This window comes from Acinetobacter sp. LipI_19, assembly GCF_058242925.1.
The window spans coordinates 1,696,706-1,720,867 of record NZ_JBZAYK010000001.1; the positions used below are offsets into that span (position 1 = coordinate 1,696,706).

Genomic DNA, 24,162 nt, shown 5'->3' on the forward strand with positions numbered 1-24,162 from the left:
GAACCCGTGGAAGCTCTTGCCAAATGAGTTGCGAATAACCATTTAATAACAATTAAAAATCTAAGCAACATCACATATGATTCTTTGATGAAATATTCTGATTCCATCAAATGTTATCCATGCCTTAAGTTGATTTATTTTTCTCGTTTAAATTGTTTATAATAATCATTGAGTTTTTGTATAATTTTTTTGAATTGTTTTAAATTTTCTTCTGTATTGCCAAGCCTTTGCACATAGTTGTTTGTTGCGATTTCTAAATCAATCTTTTCATTGATCAAAATTGTTTTATAAAACAAGGCCTTTAAATCATCAAAATTATTGAGTTTTCGGTTAGAAAAGTATTCCAGCCTTTCAGATAACTCACGATTTAAAACAATACCATCTACAATAAAACCGTGCTCAGCATCAATTTGAATATTATTTTCTTGTAGAAAAACTTGCTCAGGACCGTTTTTACTACCCTTAAATAAGGTTGCAATTTTATCAAACATCATTAAAACCCAATTAAATCAATGATTCATCATAACAAACATGACTCAAGTTCGCAGTAAAAGGCCACTTTAAAGTGACCATTTACCTAAACATAAACCATCAGCGTTATTCGTCACCCAAATCATCTAAGAAATCGACAGTAGGCACAAAGAATAAAGTTCCTGTCACTGCTGTACTAAAATCTAATAAACGATCTAAATTACCCTCTTCATCACCTTGAAACATGTGCTCTAACATTTGTCGAGTCACACTAAATTTGCGTGCATAACCAATAAAGAAAGTACCATACTCATTTTTAGATGGATTTGAAAACGGCATATTTGCACGCATGATTTTAATTTCATTACCATCCGCATCATGTGCCTTACTTACTACATTGTGTGCTGTTTTAGGTTTTACATCATCACTCAACTCAAGATCATTAAACTTTTTTCGTCCGATGACTTTTTCTTGTTCTTCATCACTTAGCGCGCGCCACTTGTCCATATCATGCATATATTTTTGAATAAATGCATAACTGCCACCTTTTAAAGTCTGGATCTTCATCACCCACTAGTGCATATTCAGCCGCAATTTCAGGCTCTGGGTTTTCGGTCCCATCGACAAAGCCAATAATCGCTCTACCGTCAAAATATCGAAAACCATTCACTTCATCTACTGGGTAACTTACAGCTTTTAATTCAGTATTGATCATATCTGCCATTTCAAAACACAACGCTTGGCGATCAGCGCGAATATGGAAAAACAAATCACCTTCCGTTGAAACAGCCGTATATTTTGGCCCTTTAATTTCTTTAAACTGTTCTAATTCTTGTGGTTTAGCCTGATCAGGAAATAAACGCTCCCACGCATTTGCCCCAAATCCCATGACCGCACTAAATTGTGCATCTGGATAACGGTTGGTTAAACTACGCGTCAATGCAGAAAAATTTGCCGCAAAATCAATTACTGTATCAATTACTTCAGCCCCAAGCCTTAATCCTAAAACAATAAATAAGGCATTTTCCCCTGGACGATTCATAACAGGTTGAATTCGAGTTGAAGTCATAATATATCTCAAAATATTCTATTGGTTACAATCTAACATAGGCTGTTTTAAAGCTTAAGTTTTTATCGTTAACAATCCACTAATTCACAATATTTATATCGATATAAATGTTATGGAAAATAATTAAAGCAATAAGTTTTGACTTATTTTGTTTAGGCACATCGATTGTAAGTATTTTTAAAACTACTTTAGGTGATAAGCATAAATTTTAAAATAACAGTCTTTCTGATCAAACACGATATTCAAATGCTGCAACAAAGTACGAAATTGATCTGTTTGATCTAAAATCAAATCACTGATCAATCTCCCCCTCGACTTGCTCAGCATAGGCTTTACAATTAAATATTCAATTCCAATAAATACAGGCATAGCATCGTGATAGAAAGGATGCCAATCACCTATATACCACGGAATTTTCTTCACAAATTTATCTTCAGCTTGTTGATCTTTATTTTCAGTCACCAATTTGACAATAAATGCAGGTGGAAAATCCAAGTCTTTCATTGTATGTAGAAGTTTGAGCCATTTTGAATCACTCATACAAGATACCAACTGCCGTTGATACACGACCTGTTGAATTTTCAAAATATACTTTAAATAGGCTTGTTTAGTCTTTAAAGCATTTATATGATTTCGATATTCAAGATAATTTTCTTGTAAACCCATATTTATCCTTCAATTAAAAGCACCTGTTTAGATGCTTTTAACACATAGAGTTAACCATATTGTTTCTGTAAATAACGTACGATTACTGCTGACTCAAAGAGTTTTTCACCTGTATTTGGATCTTCTAAATAAGGCACTTGAATATCTTGCTTTGCACGCCCCATAACAGGAATAATTTTTTCACGTTTTCCGCCCACCAAAGCAAAATATTTACCAGGTTTTAAACGTAAAACTGCTGGTCCTAGATCTTGCCAACACTCTTTAGCCACATTATGAAAGATAAATGGAATTTCTAATTCAGTTAACTCAGCACGCACAACACGTGTATAGGGACTTGCTTCAAACCCCCATAACTCCAATAATTGCGCTGGGCTTATACGATCAACAATTTTTTTATTTACCCAAACCCCTCGCGCACCATTAATAATAGTTCCCACCATGGCGACCGTTGGATATTTAGGATAATGAGAATATTTCTTTGGCGTTTTGCCGGTTTTACCATAGTGCTTAAATAAGTAATCAACAATCTTTTTTGATTCATACATTGCTGTTCCCGTGTTTTCATCAACGAAATACGGAAAACGCAATTTCCCCCCTTTTTCTTTTACAACCTGACGATATTTAGTCCCACCTTTAGGGCATGGATAGACTTCATAATCCAAATTGAGCAAGGTCATTACTTCTCGTACACGGCGGCAAAATGGTGAACCTTCAAACTCATATAACTTTAAGGCCTTTTCTGGCTGGTTTGGAAATGGTGTTCCAGTTACACCACGGCCTCCCTCAGTCAGTGATGAAGCCAAAGCTTGTACAACTTTAATTTGATGATGTACCATTTTATACCCCCTAGATGATTGTTTTCGCTTAAATAAAGCTTTTTATAAATCCACTAATTTTTCTTTTGAAACCACAATTCCATTGTTATCTACATAGATATATTCACCAGAATTGAAAGTGACACTACCAAAATACACAGGAATATCGACCTCACCTATGCCTTTACGATTGCTTTTTTGTGGAATTGTAGCCAATGCATGAACGCCTAGATCAAGTTCAACTAGTGCATCTACATCACGTACACAGCCATAAATCACTACACCATTCCAGTGATGCTTAACCGCTGATTCAGCAATCATGTCACCCATCAAGGCACAACGCATGGATGCTCCACCATCCACAACCAAAACCTTGCCTGTTCCATCTGTAGCAAGTAACTCTTTCACTCGTGAGTTATCTTCAAAACACTTGACTGTCACGATTTGACCACCAAAGGTTTTACGAGCTCCATAACTTTTAAAAAATTTGCCATCGAGAGATGGAATCAGGGTTTGGATGTCTTGGTCTGGGTGATCATCTAATAAATCACAAGTTACAAAAGGTACTTTAGTCACGTTATCACTCCATTATTTGCTATTTTGTATACGTAAATTATCATAAATTTCAATTTTTTGAGTTTGTGTTTGAGCAGCCTCGACCATAGTATGAGCCACTTGTTGTGCTGTCACTGGCTTATATTTAAAAGAATTGGGTACCAAATGCGAAAATTTACCATATAACTTTTGCGCTACATCTTCCAAGAATCGCTTTTCATTCCGATCACCAAGGAGTAATGATGGGCGAATAATAGAAAAACGATATAAGTTCAACTTTTGTATATAGTCCTCAAGTTCACCTTTGACTTGATTATAAAAAATTGGCGAGCTGGCTTTTGCCCCCATCGCACTGACTAAAAGTAAATGAGTTTCAGTCATTTCAAATAAATCTGCAAAATGTGCATTGATCTCAAAATCAATATTATAGAAAGCTTCTTTAGAACCTGCCTTTTTAATGGTCGTTCCCAAACAACTGAATGCATGAGTGTAACCGCTGACATCTTGATCATTGAGTAGAAGTAAGTCATCCAATACAAATTGTTCAACTTTTTTAAATTTTGAAAAGTCTGGATTTTCTCGTCGCACAACAACTGTAATTTTTTCACAATCAGCCAATAAATTGAGCTGCTCAATGAGACGCTGTCCCACTAAACCTGTTGCTCCAATCACAATCGCATTTTTTATCGAATTAGTCATTTTTTAAACAATCTCCTAGATTTATTACTAATCTAACGTTTTATTTCAAATTTTTCTTCAACAAAAATGTTGTCAAAGCATGTCAACACTTGACTTTACTGGCCTCTTTAATCACAATATGGCACTTGTTTACGGGCTGGTGATAATCCTCTGATGTGGTTTTCAGATGTGGTTTCAGCCCGCCCAGACCCATCTAATTCAAGGAGTGCACGAGTGGCAAACTCTGCTCAAGCAAAAAAACGTGCTCGTCAAAACGTTAAAGCACGTAAACACAACGCAAGCTTGCGTTCAATGGTACGTACTTATATCAAACGCACAATCGCTGCTATCGCTACTGGTGAATATGCTGCCGCAACTGAAGCTTATAAAGCTGCAGTTCCAGTTATTGACCGTATGGCGGATAAAGGTATCATCCATAAAAACAAAGCTGCTCGTCACAAGAGCCGCTTGAATGCACAAGTTAAAGCGTTAGCTAACTAATTTTTGCATGTAAAAAGAGCCCTTTAAAGGGCTTTTTTTGTATGTAAAATTTGACTATAACGCTTTAAAATTAGAAAACATCAAAACTTATCTACCACTTCATCATTATTTCTCAGCAGATAGATAAGTAAGAGTTCTAAACTGTAAAAATAATTACTTTGCTAAATGTGAAATTAAGACTGTTGCAGTGGATAAAATACCTTCCTGACGACCAGTAAAACCCAATTTCTCTGTGGTTGTTGCTTTAACGCTAATTTGAGTCACATCAACATCTAACACATCTGCAATACTTTGACGCATTTCCAAATTGTGTTTGGCTAATTTAGGCCGTTCACATGCCACAGTAATATCGGCATTATTTAATTTATAACCACGGTCTAAAATTAATTGATAAACATGTTTTAAAAGTTTACGGCTATCCGCACCTTTAAATTCAGCATCTGTGTCTGGGAAATGCTGTCCAATATCCCCTAAAGCCAATGCACCCAATAAAGCATCACATAATGCGTGTAACACAACATCACCATCAGAATGTGCTTTTAAACCATGCGTATGTGGAATTTGAACGCCTGCCAAAGTTACAAAATCACCTTCTTCAAAAGCATGTACATCCATTCCCTGCCCAATACGAATCGGTATGATCATTCTTAGCTCCTTTTGCAGTTTTTAAAATTTAAAAATCTTGTATTCGTACTTTCTCTTTCGCTATAGTACGTATGCAAACATTGTGAAAGTATAAGCGATCATGCTGTTGAATACAGAATTTAATCAAATTAAAACACTCTTGTCTGGTCTCATTTTGAGCTGTATCAGTACATCAGCTGTTTATGCCCTGCCTCTTGACTGTAAGCATCAAGATTCATCACTTTTAAAAAAGTTATGTGGTTCACAGTATAGTGAACTACGCGCTCAATTGAATGAGAGCTATCTCACTGCATATCTGGTCACAGACGCACCAATACGCTTAATCAATGATACGCATCGTTTGTGGCTCAACCGTTTAAGCCAATGTAAAAGCAACGATTGTTTTAAACAACAGTTCGATATTCGCCTAGAAGACTTAAATTTTTACACCTCAATGAATCAAAGTTTAACCCAACATTTCATCAAATATGAACATGGTAAAATTTCGAAGCAACCCGCCCATTTACAAATCCATCAACTGACTAAAGATCGGATTAAAGTTGAAGGCATCGCCTATCGAAATCCCAATAACCGTAAAGATAGTCAAATCGTCTCATTGTTGGCTTACACCACGCCTGAAAAAAAGAATCAAATTTTGGACAATGAACATGACTGTAAATATGTGCTTAATTTCCAAAAAGCAATTTTGTCTGTGACAACAACACAAAAAGGCTGTGAGCGCTTTACTGGAATTTACCGTTTATATGATTAAGAATTATAATTAAATTTGGCAAAACCATGAGTACAAAACTAGCGTTAAGTAAAGAAAGATTAAAAATATTATCTGAATGTATGCAGAATTATGATGTGGGTGCTGATACAGATGAATGGCCTAACAATATTATTTCGCGCTTTACTAGCGTTTATAATGATGGTTCTATCTCAAAGCACAATATCCCATTGCAGCATGAAATTGATCCCGATGAATTAAAACTTTGTCAAAAACTAAGCGCTGAAATCGCCAATATCATGACAAATGTTGAAGTTGGTATGGGTTCAAACTCGGGTGATTATTTTCAAGATTTTTATATCATGCATTCACAAAACTCAGCTAGCCAAAAAATTACGCCTCAGCTGATTCAACAATACTTTGCCAATACTATTTTTCCTTTGGCGAACATTACGACTGAACCGCTTACAACAAATACACAGTGGTGGAAAGAAGTTGAACAAGATGGTGAAGAATCTCCAGCAGAATATTTTCAACCTTGGCACAAGATGATAAATTGGTTTGCAGCACAACACGATTTTATCGACTGTGCATTTGTTCGGATTGGAGACTCAGCACTTTTAGAACAAATCGATTCTGATGATTACCCTAAAGGAACAATCATTACAGGTTGTGTCTTGCCTCGACTTGCATTGGGCTTAACCCAGAATAGCAATTTGGTTGGAATCTTTGGATATGTTGTACACAGTTAAGATCTAACTAGCTTAATTAAAATATAAATAAAATAGGGAATAACAATGACTCAACTTTTAATTTTAGACCAAGTCTCACAACACCTTGATCAAACCTCTTTTGGTGGTCTTCCTGTTAAAACAATTGGCTTACAGGTTGAATGGCCTTGCTGCACAAATTGTGATGGTGCAATGCAATACCTTGGCAAAGTAAAAACTGATCTCGGTTTAGAATTGATCTTTATGTGTAGCCAAGATCCGGGGATGTGTGATGACTGGGATGCAGATGGTGGTGGTAATAAAGTGATTGTCATTACAGAGATTCATGCTCTTGAAAAATTCCAACCTTTAGAACCTGAAAATACCTTACGTGAAACGGAATATGGCGCCAAGATTTTCCAAGATTCGCAAGAAGAATATTCACAATCACGTGAACTTTGGCAAGGACCCAAGAGAGAAATTTTAGGTCAGCTTTCTGGCTCAGCTGAGTGGCTGCAAAATGATGAAACACCTGAATGTGATTGCTGCCAAAAGCCTATGCGCTTTGTTGCTCAACTAGAGACCGGACCTGATCATAGAACTGAGATGAATTTTGGTGGAGGAGGTTCCGCCTACCTATTTGATTGCCCTCAGGGTAAAACTGCTAAATTTCTATGGCAATGCTAGCCTCTACCATGGATATATCGAATGGATAAAAAAGTCATTTCCAAACTATTACAAAGCCAGTTTTATCCCATTTTAAAAGCACAGGGCTTTATAAAAAAAGGCGATGTATTTAGACAGGTTGAGGGGGAAGTTATTCGAATCGTCGATATACAACACTCCATTAAAAGACATTGTTTTCAAGTTAATCTCGGTATTCACCTCATCACATTAGGTGAATATGTTATGCGATGTACAGGTAACGCTTTAGATATTGAAAAAATGCGTGATTTCGATTGTGCATGGCGTAGTTCGATCCTGCCTTATTTGATCAATGATCATGACAACGACTGGTCATATACCTCAAATGAACAAGATGCCAACGAAATGGTGCAATTTCTAATATCTGAGTGGAATCGTCAAAGCCAAAATTTCTTTAATCAATTAGCACATTGGCCTGAAGATTTTCTCAAGAAAGCGCATCAGGCCTGTATAAATCCCTTACATCCCGCACACATGTGTACCCTCTGCTATGTGGCTGCTGCAGCTGGTGATTTACAATTGGTCAAGAGGCTCGCTGAGATTGCAATTGATGCTGTTCCTGAACGAGCCACCTCATTAAAAGAACGATTAGCATCATTTATCCAAAATCCAAGTTTAGCGATTCCGCAAATTATCGATTAATGACGAAATGAAGCAGTCAAATGCGCTATTCACCAAATTGAAATATTTGTTATATTTTCTAACAACTTTCACGATCCGATTTAAAGTTTTACGCTTTATTTCCTGACTTAATTAACTTATAAATAACTATATATAAATAGTCTGATGACATATTTGTTGTAAATACCGAACACCAAACAATAGAGGATCAAAGGTGTTGCTATGGATTTGAACATGTATCTCACCAATAAATTTAAGAATTTTAATGAGTTTCTAGAAACGCATTGGCATGACTACCCCAAGAAATACAAAGAAATCCAAACCCTGCTGTTTTTTCAAGCTTATACCACTAAGCCACTTTCTGAGAAATTTGAAATCAATATTGATCAGGCCTTAAAGTATCCAACCTTAAGATATTATTTCCAACAGATTGAAAAATATATCCATATACCGCCCAAGCAACTGTTTCCTAACTCATTTCATCGCCCTTATGAACATATTTTAAATGAGTTTAAATATTTAAGCTTTTACCAAGAAGCTTTTGAATTTCACAAAAATTTAGAAAAAATTAGAAATACTTTTAATAAAATTTCCATTCCAATTGCCAGTCATGCTATTTACACAGAAATTTTACAATATCTCAATTTGAGCTTTGAATACCTTGCTGATCCAAACTTAACAAACGATCTAAAGATTAAATTAATTTACCAATGGCAAGATATTCATAATTTAGAAACTGTTGCCGCATATAAATCATTAGAGAAAATTAAAACCACACTCAATCATTATCGGCAAAATTCCTGTTCAGAGTACTATTTTAATTTAATTCAACTGGGTGAAAATCAACGGATTGAATTTAAAGAACGTACCACAGACCTATTAACCAACCGCAAATCAGATAAATGGGTCAAAGCCTGCTTTGCATTTATGAATACCCGCAATGGCTATGTCTTTATAGGTATTGCTGATGATTTAACCATTGTAGGGATTGAAAATGAACTTGCGGAACACTTTAATAATTCACTCGACTTAATGAAGCGGAGTTTGATTGATAAACTGGCACACGAAAGTAACAAAATTTCAAATATTTATACCACACTAGAAGAAATACAGATTCAAGGAAAAACCATATTGGTCTTTAAATGTAATAAATCGGACCGTCCGTTGTATTACAAAGGCGAATTATTTATGCGTACCAATGGACAAACAACACGCGTTCCACCTGAACTGATTGAAAGTTTTCGTGTAGAATTTTATTGTTAGCATTCAATACTTAAAAATCTTTACCTAGAAGAATCAAAAATATGGATTATCCTCAGTTTAAATATCATCCCAACGCATACACACTTGATCTGTTTAAAAAAGAAGACGGTATTTGTTCGATTTGCAATCAACAACGTGATTTAAAGTACGTAAGTTCTTTTTATAGTGTAGATGAACCCGAGTATATCTGTCCGTGGTGTATTGCCAATGGTGCAGCAGCGCAAAAATACGATGGAGAATACAATGACTATTGTGGCATTGAAGGTATTTCTTCAAACCCAAATGTTCCATCCGAAAAAATCAACCCTGAATTTTTAGATGAAATCTGCTTCAAAACGCCAAGTTATCATAGTTGGCAACAAGAAGTTTGGCTCGTGCATTGCAATGAACCATGTCAGTTCATCGCTTATGCGGATAGTGAAAGGCTTAAACCAATTTGGGATGAGGTTAAAGCCGATATCGAAGAAAATGGTTATCCAGTAGAGCTTATCCAAGATCACCTCAGTATCGACGGTGATTTAACAGGCTATCTGTTTCAATGCATTCATTGCCAACAACATCGCTTACATATAGATTGTAGTTAAATACATAATTAAACCTTATAAGTTAAAGCTTATAGCTTTGGCTAAGTAACTGGCTTAAATGCTGTTTAATGCCCTGCCATTTATCTTTGATTATGCTGTATATAACAGTATCTCGAACAGTTCCATCTTTTCGTAGCTCATCTTGATGTTGCACATCATCATAATGCGCACCTAGACGCTCAATGGCGCCTTGACTTTTAACATTGCGAATATCCGTCCTTAATACAACCGAGTTGGCTGGTAGTTTTTCAAATGCTTACTAAAGTAATAACAACTTACAACGGGTATTGATATGACTGCACTGTGCTGATTCTGCATACCATATATAGCCAATCTGACCACGGCGCACCTCCCAAATCAAATCGCGAAAACTGGTGGTTCTTACAATACGACCATTCCGCTGATTTAAAACAACAAAAGGTACGTGTATTCCCAAAGATTTTTGTTCAAGTGCCTTGGCAATATAATCCTTGATCTGAGAATAATGTGGAACTAATGTATATTCTAATTCCCACAATCGGCCATCTTTACATACCTCAATTAAAGCATTTTCATGTTCTATTTGTAGTGGTGAAAGCTGCACTTGATGGGTTTGTAATGATGTATGCGTTGAAAAGATATCTTGATTCATAGCAATTACACCATTGTAAAGAATGCTCCTCCATTGTCCGCTATGTTTGAAAGTTTTATGATCAAAATATGAAATCACCATGACGATCTTTCAAATGATTTCAAGGGCATTTGCATGCCCTTGAATCGAATAAAATTCAATAAAATAGTTATTTTTTATAGTGTGCCAACATGTCTTGTAAATGTGCTTTTACATTGTTCCACTCACCTTGAGCAATACTGTACAACACTGTATCTCGAATAGTGCCATCTTTACGCATTTGATCGCCCCGAATAATGCCATCTTTTTTAGCACCTAAACGTTCAATGGCTTTTTGGCTTTTAAAATTAAATTGGTCAGTCCGCAACGCCACGGTATTGGCTTGAAGTTGTTCAAAAGCGAAACCTAATAGTAATAGTTTACAAGTTGTATTGACATGAGTCCTCTGTACAGATTGTGCATACCATGTATAGCCGATTTCAAAACGTTTTACGTTTAATAAAATATCGTGATAACTAGTCGTTCCCAAGACTTTCCCTGAGCTTTGCTCTATGACAACAAAGGGATAACGACTACCTTGTGCTTTTTGTATTAATGCTTTTTCAATATAATTTTTAACTTCTGTGTAATGTGGTGTTGAGGTAATTCGTAGATTCCACAATTCACCATCACGACACGCTTCAGCAAGTCCTTGCTCATGTTCAAGAGATAATGGTACTAAGCGAATATTATTTAGTTGTAAATCTAAATGAATAAATAATTGTTCAAATGCATCCATCTCATATCCACCAATTTAATCAATAAAGTTACCGTTTAATTTTATTGTAAAGTGATCAACATCAATATATATCACACTTTAATTTTACATCTGATAATGGTTTTATATTCTTAATAAAAGCACTCCCAGATGATGAACTGCTTAAATCATTTCTAGAAACGAAAACATCATCAAGAAAAATCTCTGCCTGAGCTTGATAAAAGCATCCATGTTTTAACGGAACACTGGGTAATTTTAATAATTTAACGTATTTTTTTGACTCATCATCAACTAAAAAACGTGTATGACCTAAATATGTTCCTTGAGTATCTTGATCTAAAAATTGAATTTTTAAATTATTCTCACCATAATCTGCATCATATCCATATAAATACTCAACAACTAAAGGAGATATTGCTTTATAGGTATAAGTCGTCATGGAAGGATTATCGCGATCTCCTTTTTCTTGTTCAGTCTTCACCAATGTTAAATTAGCTGCAAAAACATCTATCATGATAAATGTACCCAGTATTATGAATAGTATTCTTATCATTTTAATCTTTCATTCTCTTAAATCATTATATTGCCAAGGCTAAACATACCACTCCAGCCAAACCTAAAACCAGTCCTAGAGCTGTAATCACTTTAAGCTTTTCTTTAAAAATTAACAGCCCTGCAATTACTCCAAATAACACCACAAGGATATTCATCCCTGCAAAAACAATCGCTGGAGAATCTTTTAATAAAATATGCGCTTTGACATATAAAGCAATATTGGCAAAATTTAAAATCCCCAACGCCAAACCAGCAAAAAAGTTCTGAAGCTTCCACTGAGTTTTTCGAATCAGTAAATAACCTACAGATAATAGGAATGAACAGATAAACATCAAGGTTAATGTAACAGGAAACTGTAAACCAAGGCTGGTTGTATATTTTAATAAAACATCAACCAAAGCATAACCCACCCAAACACTGAGTAAAGAAAGGATACCTTTCTGATTGAGTAATGAATTTGATGGACTCGACTGAGAAAGTACAATACATAAAACTGCCACGATACCCAAACCGATACCAAGCATTTTTAATTGGTTAAATTGTTCTTGGAATAAAAAATATGCAGCCAATAATGATAAAACCACAGATAATCGCTGTGCAATTTCAGTTTTTAAAATTCCTGCACTATGTAATGATTTTGCTAAGCATAAAAAAATACTGGGTAATACAACACCTAAACCAAGAATCAACCACCACGGTGTATTTGAGATTGAAATATGGGCCAAATCAGGCTTAAACCAAATATAGCTCAATACACTGGCGATTGCATAATTCCAAGCAATCATTTGCAATGCATCAAAACCTTTTTGTTTGGTCCATTTTAAAAGCATTGAAACCAGCACACTACAAAGTGCTGCTAAAAATATGAGTTCCATAATTTACTTCTTATCTCACCAATCATTGCAAAATTTATGCGAAACCGAGTTCCTATGATTCAAGAAAAAGCCCACTAGCATGAGTGGGCTTTTAGGTGATCAACAACCATCAAAGATTATTTATAACGATCAACCATTTTTTCTAAAGAAATTGGGCGAATCTTGTCTGCATTACCCGCAGTACCAAATGCTGTATAACGATCTACACAGATTTGTTTCATTGCTTCAACCGTTTCACCGAAGAATTTACGTGGGTCGAATTCACTTGGTTTTTCAGCCATCATACGGCGCATTGCACCTGTAGATGCTAAACGTAAATCTGTATCAATATTGATTTTACGTACACCATGCTTAATTGCTTCAACCAACTGTTCAACTGGAACACCATAAGTCTCTTTGATGTCACCACCATATTGGTTAATGATCGCTAACCATTCTTGTGGTACTGAGCTTGAACCATGCATAACAAGGTGAGTATTTGGAAGCGCCGCATGAATTTCTTTAATACGGTCAATTGCCAAAATATCGCCTGTAGGTGGACGAGTAAACTTGTACGCACCATGAGAAGTACCGACTGCAATTGCTAAAGCATCTACATTGGTATCTGCAACGAATTGACGAGCTTCTTCAACAGAAGTGAGAAGTTGAGAATGATCAAGTACACCTTCTGCACCAACACCATCTTCTTCACCAGCCAAACCTGTTTCAAGACTACCCAAACAGCCAATTTCGCCTTCTACAGAAACACCACATGCATGTGCCATTTCAACAGTACGACGTGTTACATCAACGTTATACTCATAAGACGTTGGTGTTTTACCGTCTGCACCTAAAGAACCATCCATCATTACAGATGAAAATCCAAGCTGGATCGAACGTTGACAAACATCTGGGCTTGTACCGTGGTCTTGATGCATTACCACTGGAATATGTGGCCATTCTTCAATTGCAGCTAAAATTAAATGACGTAAAAATGGAGCACCTGCATATTTTCGTGCACCAGCAGAAGCTTGCACAATTACAGGTGAATTTGTTGCGTCAGCGGCTAACATAATTGCGCGCATTTGTTCTAAGTTGTTCACATTAAACGCTGGAACGCCGTAACTATGTTCACCGGCATGATCCAAGAGTTGGCGCAATGAGATAAGAGCCATAATATCCTCCCAAGTAATGCCCCATATTCTACATGTTGCTTTATTTCAATTCAGCAACAATATTGACTATTTCATAAAAAATCCCCGCGTTTGCGGGGACTTTTAACAAATAACAACATTTAGAAAGATTATTGAGCTTTAGGTGCTTCTTCTTCAGTCGCTGGCGTAGCCGCATCTGCTGGAGCATTTGCTTTTTCAGCAGCTACATCTGTATTTTTTTCATCCAAAACAGGCTGATCAAGCGCATCAATCACAGCTTGTTGTTCTGCAGATGTATTTGCTGATTCTGCTGAAGCAGCTTCAGAAGAAGATGTTTGTTCTGAGGCTGGTGCTTTTTCTTGTTTAGAACATGCAGTAAATGCCAAAGGAGCAATAAGAAGTGCTGCAAGTGTAAATTTAAATTTCATCACATTTCCCAGTGTTGGTGATTGGATTTGATCTAGTTTATTGCAGTTATATTTCATTTTTATTACTTTAAAATGAATCTCTCAGATAAAAAAGGCTGACACGAGGTCAGCCTTTCATATAAACGTCATAATTAAAATAATTTTTCAATTAAGCACGTTCAAGCAATACCGCTACAGCTGGAAGTGTCTTGCCCTCAACAAATTCAAGGAATGCACCACCACCAGTTGAAATATAACCAATTTTGTCTGCAACATGGTATTTATCAATTGCAGCCAAAGTATCACCACCACCAGCAATAGAGAATCCTTCAGATTCAGCAATCGCTAAAGAAAGTGTTTTTGTACCTTCGCCAAATTGATCCACTTCAAACACACCAACTGGACCATTCCAAAGGATCGTTTTAGACGTTTTTAAGATTTCAGCAAAAGCTTTCGCCGTTTCAGGACCGACATCCAAAATCATGTCATTGTCTGCAACATCTTCAACTTTTTTTACTGTTGCTTTAGCATTTGCTAATGAACCTAAGAAATCTGCAAAATCGATTGCAGAAGCATCTGCTACAACAACATCTGTTGGAAGTGGAACAGATACTTTTGCTGCAATCGCTTTAGCTGTATCAATCAAATCATTTTCACACAAGGATTTACCGACATTGAAACCAGCTGCGGCTAAGAATGTATTGGCGATACCACCACCAACGATCAATTGATCACAAATATCAGAAAGTGAAGTTAAAACATCAAGCTTAGTAGAAACTTTAGAACCTGCAACAATTGCGACCATTGGTTTTTCTGGTGTTTGCAGCGCACGACCTAAAGCATCTAATTCAGCTGCAAGCAAAGGGCCCGCTGCTGCGACTTTTGCTAAACGTGCTACGCCTTCAGTTGATGCTTCTGCACGATGCGCTGTACCAAATGCATCCATCACAAAAACATCACAAAGTGCTGCATATTTTGCTGAAAGTTCAGCATTATTTTTCTTTTCACCCACATTGAAACGACAGTTTTCAAGTAATACAACTTGGCCTGCTGCAACTTCAACCCCATCTAAATAATCTGTGAATAATTTAACGTCTTGACCAAGTGCCTCAGTTAAATAAGAAGCAACAGGAGCTAATGATTGTTCCGCTTTTGGTTCACCTTCAACGGGACGACCAAGATGAGAATACACCATGACCGCAGCACCCTTCTCAAGTGCCAATTTAATTGTCGGTAATGCAGCACGTAAACGTGCATCACTTGTAATCACACCATTTTTAACAGGTACGTTTAAGTCTTCACGAATAAGTACACGCTTGCCTGCTAAATCGAGGTCAGTCATACGCTGAAAATTCATGTATAGCTCTCTTATAGATATTAAAAATCGCGTAGATTCTAAATGATTACACAAAAAAAGGTTAGATACTTTTGTAGAAAAGCTGTAGAAAAGTTGAGATTTGATTATTATAGGGCGAACTTTTAAATTCTATACGCTTATGTCTTTTCATCCCGATCCTAAAATCAACGGTTTAAATGTCTTAGGTGAACCTTTAGCAAGTTGTTGTTTTTCTCCAATCACAGGTTATTTTCGTAACGGTTTCTGTCATACAGCAACAACCGACCTTGGTCAGCACACTGTATGCGCTGAAATGACTTCAGAATTTTTAAATTTTTCACAAAAAGTAGGAAATGACTTAATTACACCACTGCCAGAACACGGCTTTCCGGGACTACAACCTGGTGATTTTTGGTGTTTATGTGTGACGCGTTGGGTTGAGGCCTATCAAAATGACATGGCACCTCGTGTAAAACTACAAGCCTGTCATCAAGCAGTTTTGGCGTATGTTCCCTTAGATCTCTTGATGGAATATGCAGTATAACTAGGCATGAATTATTCAAAGATGAATCACTATGAAATTATTTTGGCTTCATCGAGCCAAACCCGTAAAGATTTAATGAATCGTTTGCGCTTAGACTATCATTGTATTTCTCCTGAAATCGATGAATCACCACGGGGTGAATCTCATGCCGATGATTTGGCTAAACGCTTGGCTTTTGAAAAAGCTCAAGTCATTGTACAAGACCATCCAAATGCCATTGTGATTGGGTCAGATCAGGTGGCTTGGCGTGAACATGCACCACAAGATTTTATTGGTAAACCTTTATCTGTAGAAAAAGCCATTCAACAGCTACAAGCCAATTCAGGAAAAAATGTCTTTTTTAGTACTGCCTTAAGTGTGCAACATTTAGCTTCTGGTTTTGAACAAACCTTGGTCGAGCATTATCATGTTAAATTTCGTGACTTAACTTTGGCTGAAATTGAGCGTTATATCGAAATTGATCAACCTCTGCATTGTGCGGGTAGCTTTAAGTGTGAAAGTCTTGGTATTGGTTTATTTGAGCAAATGATTGGGCAAGACCAAACCACTTTGATGGGTATGCCAATGATTCAGTTATGTGGAATTTTAAGGAAGTTGGGAATCCCGCTACCTTAATTTCCACACTGTATAATAAGCTCGATCTTATTATAAATTTCCATAATTACATGGGATTTGTGTTATTTGCTCATGCATTAAAAAGGAAGAAGACTTTTTGAGTTAATCCCATAAATCCTGATAATGCGTTGCAAATAACATCAACCCTTCTTTAATCTTAGCCTTAGATTCTGTTTAGCAGTCCCCAATCAAGACCAACTCAAAAGCAAGAATCATCTTGTTTAAATACTCTAACCCAATTTGATTTAATTGCGCCTCACTAAAATCATTCACTTGCGCTTCATTCACCACCCAAGTTGGAATAGAAATATTTTTGCCCTAGATAATCAATTATCGATACGAACGCAATACTAAAAGTGTTTTGTCTGCAATTTCTTTTTTTGGATCAGAATAATACGAAATAGGAAAAAATCTATATTCCTCAACCCAATTGAAAATGCTTTCTTTTAAATTAGGCAAATCTCGGATATATTATGAGATATTTTATAAAATCATGAATTTACAACTCCTTTAATTTTTCAAAAAGCAGGGCTGTTTTTATATAAATATATTTTGAATAAATTTACAAATACTTGCACCACCTGTCATCTCATAAGACAATAGCCGTATTATAGATTCAAATTTGCTTAGGCTATTTTCATGTCCCTACCTTTAGATGTTCTTGGCGGAATTACTGCTGAACAATTCCTCTCAGAATACTGGCAAAAAAAACCATTATTGGTTCGTAACGCTTTACCTGAAATTGCCAATATCCTTGTTCCAGACGATGTCATGGAGCTTGCTCTGGATGAAAACATCACAGCACGCCTAATTAAGCAAAAAGACAAAGATCCAAATCAATGGTCAGTAAAATCATCACCACTCATCAAAGGTGATTTTCAGAAAATGCCAAAGCTTTGGACTTTATTGATTCAAGCTGTAGATCATTATTCATTTGATTTAGCTGAACTTTGGAAGAAATTTCCTTTTATTCCACAGTGGCGTCGTGATGACATTATGGTCTCTTATGCTGCTAAAGGTGGCTCTGTAGGTCAGCATTTTGACTTTTATGATGTATTTCTTGTACAAGGATATGGACATCGTCGTTGGCAACTTGGACAAATGTGTGATGCTGAATCTGAGCTTGTCGAAGGACAGCCGTTAAAGCTACTTCCAGAAATGGAGATCCATTTTGATGAAGTTTTAGCGCCAGGCGATTTACTTTATGTTCCACCAGGATTGTCGCATTACGGAGTAGCAGAAGACGATTGCCTAACCTACTCTTTTGGTTTCCGTATGCCAAATATTGCCGACATGATGGATCGTGTCAGCGATAAATTTATCGAAGATCAACAACTACGCAATCCGCTTCTCGACATATTGCGAAATAAACAAACCCCGATTGGGCAAGTAACACAAGCTGAACTCGATTATTTAAAAGCTGAATTGTTGGCGAAATTAAATAATTCTAAAGTGTTAGAAGATGCCATTATGAGTTTAATGGCTGAAGCAAAGTACCCTGAAAATATTCCAGATGCTGAAGCGATTGGCACTGGCGATATAGCAGAAGTTCTTGAACAAGGCTATTTACTACAAATTGAGCCAGCCTCTCGCTTAATTTATCTTGAACAGGATCGTGAATTATTATTCTGGGCAAATGGTGAATCGATCTGTATTTCTGAACAATTTGCACTACATTTAAAGCAGATTGCAGATGGACAAAGTGTCAAACTCAATCATGAATTGTCTGATGATGAAATATTAGAAGACATTGCTGGATTGTTGAATGAATCTATCTTGATGCTTGTTCCCACTGACGAATAAAATTCGCAATCTAACAGAATAACACTCAAATAAAGCCTGAAAATTCAGGCTTTATTTCTATCAATTTATTTTCAGCATAATTTTAAGAAATAATTCATTCATCCTTGCTCAAGCTGATATTTGAATGAGCTTGAGGACTTAACCGAAGTATTGAGTTTAAGTCACTTCAGTTCTGCTAAAGTATAAATTTTCATAGGCATTAGAAAAGTAAACACTTCATCCCACTAGAGATGAAGACTTTGCTGTGACTTTATTGTCCTTTTATCAGACTGTTTTATACTCATAGTTTTCGATAAACTCCGAAATCTATTATCAATATTTTTTGTCGTTCAAGTTTTTCAAAAAAGTCTAAAGTACTACTAAAGGGATTAACGAAGTATTTTGTTAAGTGATTGAATTCAACTGTTGTCTTAAGAAAATTATAAAAAAAATATGGATCAAGATTACCAATACTTTCTTTGTTTCCAAGCGAAACTTCAAGAATTTGCCCTGTTATTAAATTCTCAAACATACAATGCTCTCCATGCACAAAAAAAGACCAATCTCCCGATAGCGTTTTTTGTCCATTTAAAAAATCAGCATCTTGTATTTCGTAATAGTGTCCCGCGTTAATTTTTACTTTTTTAGGTTGGTCTGTTTCTGTAATTAATTTATCAATAAGCACTTCAGCAATGGCTTTATAGTTGTCCATTGCTGTTAATAATTCCTGTTCTACATCAGAAGTAAGGTTGATCATATAATTACTGTCAAAATTTCAAAGCTAAATAATTAAAACTTATCCAATAAAGCCTGAAAATTCAGGCTTTATTTGTATCAATTTACTTTCAGCATAATTTTAAGAAATAATTCCTTCACCCTTGCTCAGGCTGATATTTGAGTGAGCTTGAGAACTTAGCTGATGTTTTAGCGTCTCATTTTCCTGCTTTAGATTTTTAATTTTAAAAAACTGGAAGAACAGTCCGATATACGCAATGATAACGATCACAGAAACATAAATGGCTAAAAAACTGATACTAGGGTTTAACAATTTTGTCAGAAACTCTTCAAACATTTTCGATTCCTTTTTGTTTTCATCGCATATTGAATAAATATTTCAGTTAAATTAACTCATATTGTTTAGAAAATAAATATTTCAATTATTAATCTAGAACCATTCTCAAGTCTAACAAATCATTACTTGAGCTTTTTCATCAATTTGGGCAATTTAGCGCTATATAAAGAATGAGATATTCACTTCATGGCAAGTCCTGCTCAAGCAATTCGACATCAACTTCTCAATACTTTTTTCTCCCGTTATTCTGTTTGGTTCCTTTGTATATTTGTATCTTTATATTTGACTTGGATTATTTTCTTTAACGAAGGTCATTATATTTATTACTTTTTTTCAGATACTGTACTGAATTTAGCTTGGATTATTTCATCCATACTGGCCGCAATTGGCTTTGCCGATATCATCCAAACACAACATTCTATTTTAAGAAATTACCCTTTAATGGGACATTTTCGATTTTTCTTTGAAGATATACGTCCTGAAATTCGTCAATATTTCATTGAATCTGATGATGATGCCTTACCTTTTTCACGTGCACAAAGAAGTTTAGTTTACCAACGTGCTAAAAATGAAAATGCAGATAAGCCTTTTGGTTCAATTATTGATGTCTATCAAGATGACTATCGTTTTTTAACCCATTCGATGACACCCAAAACACCTGCTGATTTTAATACATTTAGAATTAGTATTGGTAATGATCAATGCTCACAGCCTTATAGTGCTTCGATTATGAATATCTCAGCGATGAGTTTTGGTAGTTTGAGTGCAAATGCTATTCTTGCTTTAAATACTGGTGCAAAAAAAGGTAACTTTTATCATGATACAGGTGAAGGGAGCTTAAGCCCTTATCATCTGGAACCAGGTGGTGATATTGTTTGGGAAATTGCTAGTGGCTATTTTGGATGCCGTACTCTAGATGGTAAGTTTGATCCTGAAAAATTTAAACAACAAGCAGCTCTGCCACAGATCAAAATGATCGAAATCAAACTGTCACAAGGAGCAAAACCAGGGCACGGTGGTATCCTTCCCAAAGATAAAATCACCAAAGAAATTGCCGAAATACGCGGTGTTTCTATGGACGTGGATTGTATTTCTCCAGCGACACATTCTGCTTTTAGCAATCCTATTGAAATGATGCACTTTATTCAGCAATTACGTGAGCTATCCAACGGCAAACCAGTTGGTTTTAAATTGTGTATTGGGCAGCCTTGGCAATTTATGAGTATTGTAAAAGCTATGCTACTGACTAAAATCATTCCAGATTTTATCGTGGTTGATGGTTCCGAAGGCGGTACAGGTGCTGCCCCTATTGAACTGATAGATCATATGGGTACGCCTTTACGTGAAGGCTTGCTTTTTGTAAACAATACCTTGATTGGCGCAGGTCTACGTTCTCAAATCAAGATTGGTGCAAGTGGTAAGATTATTAGTGCCTTTGATATTGCCAGTACTATGGCTATGGGTGCCGACTGGGTCAATTCCGCACGTGGCTTTATGTTTGCAGTGGGTTGTATCCAAGCACAAAGTTGTCATACCAACCAATGTCCTGTTGGCGTTGCAACGCAGAACAAAGAACGTCAAAAAGCACTTGATGTGCCATCTAAAGCAGACCGAGTGTTTAGTTTCCAAAAAAATACCTTAAAAGCGCTCGCGGAAATGATTGCTGCAGCTGGTTTACAACATCCTGCTGAGATTAAAGCACATCATTTAGCACAACGAGTCAATGACCGTGAAATCAAGAACTATGCTCAATTGCACTTTTGGATGAAAGACGGCGAATTGCTCAGTTGTGAAAATAAAGATGAAGAAAACTTCTATTTTAGAATGTGGAATTTAGCAACTGCTGAACATTTTTAATTATTCGTAAGCGAAGTTTAATTAAGGAGATCAATACGATCTCCTTTTGTTATATCTAGTATTTATGGAATTAAAAGAAGCCTAATCATGTGCTTTTTTATTCTTCAGTATTTTATTTAAGTTTGTATTGTCATTTATTTTTACTCAAACACCATTTTAATCTAAACAATATTTAAGCAAGATACATTAAAACATATTAAGAATATTTGCGGATGAAATTTCTACAACATATAATCACCACCACTATCCTTACAACGTCATTACATTGTTATGCAACTGTCGGTGGTGGACAAACAATAGAAGTATTAGGTTATGAAGTAAAACAACAAAAACTTTATCTGTTACGACATTATGAAGATGGGCGTGGACGCTTGCCGCAGTTATATTATTATCAGCTCAACAGCAAAATACCAGATCATCTGATCGAAGTGCGATCCTTATATATCAATCCCAAAACGCATAAAATTGACTATGATCAAGATGGTATCCAGTTTGAAAAAGATCTAAACAAAATTAAAAAGCGTTTAATACCTTTACTCGTAGGAAATGCCAATAAAGCAAAAATTCAAATGGTGAAAAATCAAACTCATTACATTCCTGCTTGGCATGATCCATCCCAAAAGGTTCCTCAATATAAAACCATATACAAAGTTACAACAGCTTCTTTAAAAAGTAAAAATGAACAAGCTGTGCAATATGCTAAAACAATAAAAATCACTCAGAATTACGTCGTGCCACATCAGAATAAGATGTTAGTTATTGTCAAATACTTCGGAATCCCTGAGGAAACGGGTTATGATATTGAAGATGCTGTTTTGCTCTTACCAATAAAATAATGAGGATAAATCGTGTTAAAAATAATCACATCGACGCTCTTATTCAGTTTTAGCTCTCTCGCTTTTGCAAAAAGTTATAGCAATATTTCACTTGAAGTCCTCGGCTATGATTCAAATAAAAAAGCGGTTTTAATTCTTGAAAATTCAGCAAGCTATGAGATTCCAAGAGTTTATCGCTATTCACTGAGTGAAAAACGCTATGATCTTCTCAAATACGATGAAAATTTTACAGGTATTACAGATCAACAAGCCTTCCAGCAAAAACTTTTAAACATAAAGACTCAGCTTAAACCACTTAAAAATATCGTGCTTCAAGACGTTAATGTTAATCTACTCGAACAAAGATCTTCTGATACTCAAAGCTCTGCCCCATTTAAAACAATTTATGGCTCGATATTTACAATATCCACTCCGCAATATCAAAGTCTTCAACAGAATTTAACCAGTTACAGTCCAGAGATTAAACTTAAACAGGCTTTTGAACTGCCAAAAAACAAAGGGGTGCTGATTACCTTTGAATCACTCAGCTTACCTTTTGATGAAGGATATAGCCGTGAAGAAGCTGTGGTTTTATTTCCTGCGGGTCAGCCTCCCAAATAAAAAAAGCCTCTTAGGAGGCTTTTTTTACTGCTTTTATCAATCTTGATCAACTTATTACGCCGCAGAACGCTCAGTGATCGGTACAACTTTGCGGAGTTCAGGACCAGTATAATCCGCGCTTGGACGAATAATACGATTGTCAGCACGTTGTTCCATTACATGCGCAGCCCATCCTGTAACACGCGACATCACAAAAATTGGTGTGAATAGTTTTGTTGCAATATCCATGAAATGATATGCAGATGCGTGGAAGAAATCCGCATTACAGAACAACTTCTTCTCACGCCACATCACTTCTTCGCAGCGTACTGAAACTGGGTAAAGCACTGTATCACCAACATCATTTGCTAAACGCTCAGCCCAAATTTTAATAATGCCATTACGCGGGTCATTGTCTTTATAAATCGCATGACCAAAGCCCATGATCTTTTCTTTACGCTCAAGTTTACCCAACATTTCACGTTCAGCTTGTTCTGGAGATGTCCAGTTTTCAATCATTTCCATCGCAGCTTCATTTGCACCACCATGCAATGGTCCACGCAATGAACCAATTGCGCCAGTAATACACGAATGCATATCAGACAATGTTGAAGCACAAACACGCGCAGTAAATGTTGAAGCGTTAAACTCATGCTCAGCATAAAGAATTAACGAAACATTCATCACTTGTTCATGTAATTCATTTGGCTTTTCACCACGCAGTAAATGCAAGAATTGTGCACCGATTGAATCGTCATCAGTATTTTCTTCAATACGTACACCATCATGACTAAAACGGTACCAATAACAAATGATCGCTGGCAAAGTTGCAAGAATACGATCTGCCACATCTTGCTGTTGATCAAATGATTTTTCAGTTTCCAGATTACCTAACATTGAAACACCTGTACGCATCACATCCATTGGGTGTGAATCAGCAGGTATACGCTCCAACACTTCTTTTAAAGCTAGTGGTAACTGGCGAAGTGATTTTAATTTGGCTTTATATGTCGCCAACTGTTCTGCTGTAGGCAATTCACCAAAGAAAATAAGATATGCAACTTCTTCAAATTGGCAATTTTCCGCAAGGTCTTGCACATCATAACCACGATAAGTTAAGCCTGCGCCACTCTTACCTACTGTAGAAAGTGCTGTTTTACCTGCAACTTGACCGCGCAATCCTGCGCCTGTAAGTACTTTTCCTTCAGCCAT

The 24,162-nt window shown here is 36.2% G+C and carries 29 protein-coding genes and 1 pseudogene; 13 read left to right on the forward strand and 17 right to left on the reverse strand.

The window, feature by feature from the left end:
• Positions 1 to 134 precede the first annotated feature (134 nt).
• The 6 genes and pseudogenes from AC4CVF_RS08160 to AC4CVF_RS08185 form a co-directional block, all read right to left on the reverse strand.
• The gene (locus tag AC4CVF_RS08160) at positions 135 to 491 is read right to left on the reverse strand and encodes a hypothetical protein (protein ID WP_336951332.1); all 357 of its coding nucleotides are present in this window, start codon (positions 489 to 491) and stop codon (positions 135 to 137) included.
• A 106-nt stretch (positions 492 to 597) separates the two neighbouring features.
• Positions 598 to 1,540: pseudogene (locus AC4CVF_RS08165) on the reverse strand (Dyp-type peroxidase).
• 183 nt (positions 1,541 to 1,723) lie between these two features.
• Entirely contained in the window at positions 1,724 to 2,206 is a 483-nt protein-coding gene (locus AC4CVF_RS08170; RefSeq protein ID WP_490789192.1) for a DUF6678 family protein, read from the reverse strand.
• A gap of 50 nt (positions 2,207 to 2,256) precedes the next feature.
• On the reverse strand, positions 2,257 to 3,042 hold the full coding sequence (locus AC4CVF_RS08175) for a glutathione S-transferase N-terminal domain-containing protein (RefSeq protein ID WP_336951336.1): 786 nt from the start codon (positions 3,040 to 3,042) through the stop codon (positions 2,257 to 2,259).
• 42 nt (positions 3,043 to 3,084) lie between these two features.
• The gene (gene rraA, locus AC4CVF_RS08180) at positions 3,085 to 3,597 is read right to left on the reverse strand and encodes a ribonuclease E activity regulator RraA (RefSeq protein WP_336951337.1); all 513 of its coding nucleotides are present in this window, start codon (positions 3,595 to 3,597) and stop codon (positions 3,085 to 3,087) included.
• Between the two features lie 12 nt (positions 3,598 to 3,609).
• A complete protein-coding gene (locus AC4CVF_RS08185) occupies positions 3,610 to 4,275 on the reverse strand; it encodes a Rossmann-fold NAD(P)-binding domain-containing protein (protein WP_490789193.1) in 666 nt (221 codons plus the stop codon).
• A 213-nt stretch (positions 4,276 to 4,488) separates the two neighbouring features.
• Between AC4CVF_RS08185 and rpsT the strand changes: the two genes are divergently transcribed.
• Positions 4,489 to 4,755, forward strand: coding sequence for a 30S ribosomal protein S20 (rpsT, locus tag AC4CVF_RS08190; RefSeq protein WP_004720657.1), 267 nt, complete (start codon positions 4,489 to 4,491; stop codon positions 4,753 to 4,755).
• A 153-nt stretch (positions 4,756 to 4,908) separates the two neighbouring features.
• On the opposite strand, the gene ispF is transcribed toward rpsT, so the two are convergent.
• Positions 4,909 to 5,400 (reverse strand): 2-C-methyl-D-erythritol 2,4-cyclodiphosphate synthase, encoded by a 492-nt coding sequence (gene ispF / locus AC4CVF_RS08195; protein ID WP_004720660.1) that lies wholly within the window; start codon positions 5,398 to 5,400, stop codon positions 4,909 to 4,911.
• A gap of 100 nt (positions 5,401 to 5,500) precedes the next feature.
• On the opposite strand from ispF, the gene AC4CVF_RS08200 reads away from it, so the two are divergent.
• The 6 genes from AC4CVF_RS08200 (at position 5,501) to AC4CVF_RS08225 (ending at position 9,992) form a co-directional block, all read left to right on the forward strand.
• Entirely contained in the window at positions 5,501 to 6,151 is a 651-nt protein-coding gene (locus tag AC4CVF_RS08200; protein WP_004720662.1) for an A1S_1983 family putative colistin resistance protein, read from the forward strand.
• Between the two features lie 26 nt (positions 6,152 to 6,177).
• Complete coding sequence (locus tag AC4CVF_RS08205; RefSeq protein ID WP_490789194.1) at positions 6,178 to 6,861, forward strand: hypothetical protein; 684 nt, start codon at positions 6,178 to 6,180, stop codon at positions 6,859 to 6,861.
• 45 nt (positions 6,862 to 6,906) lie between these two features.
• The gene (locus tag AC4CVF_RS08210) at positions 6,907 to 7,506 is read left to right on the forward strand and encodes a hypothetical protein (RefSeq protein WP_224965442.1); all 600 of its coding nucleotides are present in this window, start codon (positions 6,907 to 6,909) and stop codon (positions 7,504 to 7,506) included.
• A gap of 21 nt (positions 7,507 to 7,527) precedes the next feature.
• Positions 7,528 to 8,166 carry a DUF4304 domain-containing protein gene (locus AC4CVF_RS08215; RefSeq protein WP_419327496.1) on the forward strand — a complete coding sequence of 213 codons (639 nt, stop codon included), beginning with the start codon at positions 7,528 to 7,530 and terminating at the stop codon, positions 8,164 to 8,166.
• A 201-nt stretch (positions 8,167 to 8,367) separates the two neighbouring features.
• Positions 8,368 to 9,408, forward strand: a complete 1,041-nt coding sequence (locus AC4CVF_RS08220) for an AlbA family DNA-binding domain-containing protein (RefSeq protein ID WP_419327494.1) — start codon at positions 8,368 to 8,370, stop codon at positions 9,406 to 9,408.
• Positions 9,409 to 9,449: 41 nt separating this feature from the next.
• A complete protein-coding gene (locus AC4CVF_RS08225) occupies positions 9,450 to 9,992 on the forward strand; it encodes a CbrC family protein (protein ID WP_336951351.1) in 543 nt (180 codons plus the stop codon).
• Between the two features lie 259 nt (positions 9,993 to 10,251).
• On the opposite strand, the gene AC4CVF_RS08230 is transcribed toward AC4CVF_RS08225, so the two are convergent.
• The 7 genes from AC4CVF_RS08230 to AC4CVF_RS08260 form a co-directional block, all read right to left on the reverse strand.
• Positions 10,252 to 10,623: a GNAT family N-acetyltransferase gene (locus tag AC4CVF_RS08230; RefSeq protein ID WP_419360409.1), complete on the reverse strand. Its 372-nt coding sequence runs from the start codon at positions 10,621 to 10,623 to the stop codon at positions 10,252 to 10,254.
• Between the two features lie 148 nt (positions 10,624 to 10,771).
• Positions 10,772 to 11,380, reverse strand: coding sequence for a GNAT family N-acetyltransferase (locus tag AC4CVF_RS08235; RefSeq protein ID WP_336951353.1), 609 nt, complete (start codon positions 11,378 to 11,380; stop codon positions 10,772 to 10,774).
• 61 nt (positions 11,381 to 11,441) lie between these two features.
• Entirely contained in the window at positions 11,442 to 11,873 is a 432-nt protein-coding gene (locus AC4CVF_RS08240; protein ID WP_336951355.1) for a hypothetical protein, read from the reverse strand.
• Positions 11,874 to 11,937: 64 nt separating this feature from the next.
• Complete coding sequence (locus AC4CVF_RS08245; RefSeq protein ID WP_419327490.1) at positions 11,938 to 12,789, reverse strand: EamA family transporter; 852 nt, start codon at positions 12,787 to 12,789, stop codon at positions 11,938 to 11,940.
• A 116-nt stretch (positions 12,790 to 12,905) separates the two neighbouring features.
• On the reverse strand, positions 12,906 to 13,943 hold the full coding sequence (gene fba, locus AC4CVF_RS08250; protein ID WP_004720677.1) for a class II fructose-bisphosphate aldolase: 1,038 nt from the start codon (positions 13,941 to 13,943) through the stop codon (positions 12,906 to 12,908).
• A 128-nt stretch (positions 13,944 to 14,071) separates the two neighbouring features.
• Positions 14,072 to 14,350, reverse strand: coding sequence for a hypothetical protein (locus AC4CVF_RS08255; RefSeq protein ID WP_004821354.1), 279 nt, complete (start codon positions 14,348 to 14,350; stop codon positions 14,072 to 14,074).
• Between the two features lie 148 nt (positions 14,351 to 14,498).
• Positions 14,499 to 15,686 (reverse strand): phosphoglycerate kinase, encoded by a 1,188-nt coding sequence (locus tag AC4CVF_RS08260; protein ID WP_490789195.1) that lies wholly within the window; start codon positions 15,684 to 15,686, stop codon positions 14,499 to 14,501.
• A 139-nt stretch (positions 15,687 to 15,825) separates the two neighbouring features.
• Between AC4CVF_RS08260 and AC4CVF_RS08265 the strand changes: the two genes are divergently transcribed.
• The 3 genes from AC4CVF_RS08265 to AC4CVF_RS08275 all read left to right on the forward strand — a co-directional run bounded on the left by AC4CVF_RS08265 (position 15,826) and on the right by AC4CVF_RS08275 (position 18,627).
• The gene (locus tag AC4CVF_RS08265; protein ID WP_004720680.1) at positions 15,826 to 16,209 is read left to right on the forward strand and encodes a DUF2237 family protein; all 384 of its coding nucleotides are present in this window, start codon (positions 15,826 to 15,828) and stop codon (positions 16,207 to 16,209) included.
• A gap of 21 nt (positions 16,210 to 16,230) precedes the next feature.
• The gene (locus tag AC4CVF_RS08270) at positions 16,231 to 16,824 is read left to right on the forward strand and encodes a Maf family protein (RefSeq protein ID WP_490789917.1); all 594 of its coding nucleotides are present in this window, start codon (positions 16,231 to 16,233) and stop codon (positions 16,822 to 16,824) included.
• A gap of 639 nt (positions 16,825 to 17,463) precedes the next feature.
• The gene (locus tag AC4CVF_RS08275; protein WP_336951362.1) at positions 17,464 to 18,627 is read left to right on the forward strand and encodes a ribosomal protein uL16 3-hydroxylase; all 1,164 of its coding nucleotides are present in this window, start codon (positions 17,464 to 17,466) and stop codon (positions 18,625 to 18,627) included.
• Between the two features lie 280 nt (positions 18,628 to 18,907).
• On the opposite strand, the gene AC4CVF_RS08280 is transcribed toward AC4CVF_RS08275, so the two are convergent.
• A complete protein-coding gene (locus AC4CVF_RS08280) occupies positions 18,908 to 19,363 on the reverse strand; it encodes a DUF6896 domain-containing protein (protein WP_336951364.1) in 456 nt (151 codons plus the stop codon).
• Between the two features lie 99 nt (positions 19,364 to 19,462).
• Positions 19,463 to 19,678, reverse strand: coding sequence for a hypothetical protein (locus AC4CVF_RS08285; RefSeq protein ID WP_336951366.1), 216 nt, complete (start codon positions 19,676 to 19,678; stop codon positions 19,463 to 19,465).
• A gap of 186 nt (positions 19,679 to 19,864) precedes the next feature.
• Between AC4CVF_RS08285 and AC4CVF_RS08290 the strand changes: the two genes are divergently transcribed.
• The 3 genes from AC4CVF_RS08290 (at position 19,865) to AC4CVF_RS08300 (ending at position 22,971) form a co-directional block, all read left to right on the forward strand.
• Positions 19,865 to 21,535: an FMN-binding glutamate synthase family protein gene (locus tag AC4CVF_RS08290; protein ID WP_336951367.1), complete on the forward strand. Its 1,671-nt coding sequence runs from the start codon at positions 19,865 to 19,867 to the stop codon at positions 21,533 to 21,535.
• A gap of 212 nt (positions 21,536 to 21,747) precedes the next feature.
• The gene (locus AC4CVF_RS08295) at positions 21,748 to 22,371 is read left to right on the forward strand and encodes a hypothetical protein (RefSeq protein WP_336951369.1); all 624 of its coding nucleotides are present in this window, start codon (positions 21,748 to 21,750) and stop codon (positions 22,369 to 22,371) included.
• A 12-nt stretch (positions 22,372 to 22,383) separates the two neighbouring features.
• Positions 22,384 to 22,971, forward strand: coding sequence for a hypothetical protein (locus tag AC4CVF_RS08300; protein ID WP_336951371.1), 588 nt, complete (start codon positions 22,384 to 22,386; stop codon positions 22,969 to 22,971).
• A gap of 54 nt (positions 22,972 to 23,025) precedes the next feature.
• On the opposite strand, the gene prpC is transcribed toward AC4CVF_RS08300, so the two are convergent.
• Positions 23,026 to 24,162, reverse strand: coding sequence for a bifunctional 2-methylcitrate synthase/citrate synthase (gene prpC, locus AC4CVF_RS08305; RefSeq protein WP_336951373.1), 1,137 nt, complete (start codon positions 24,160 to 24,162; stop codon positions 23,026 to 23,028).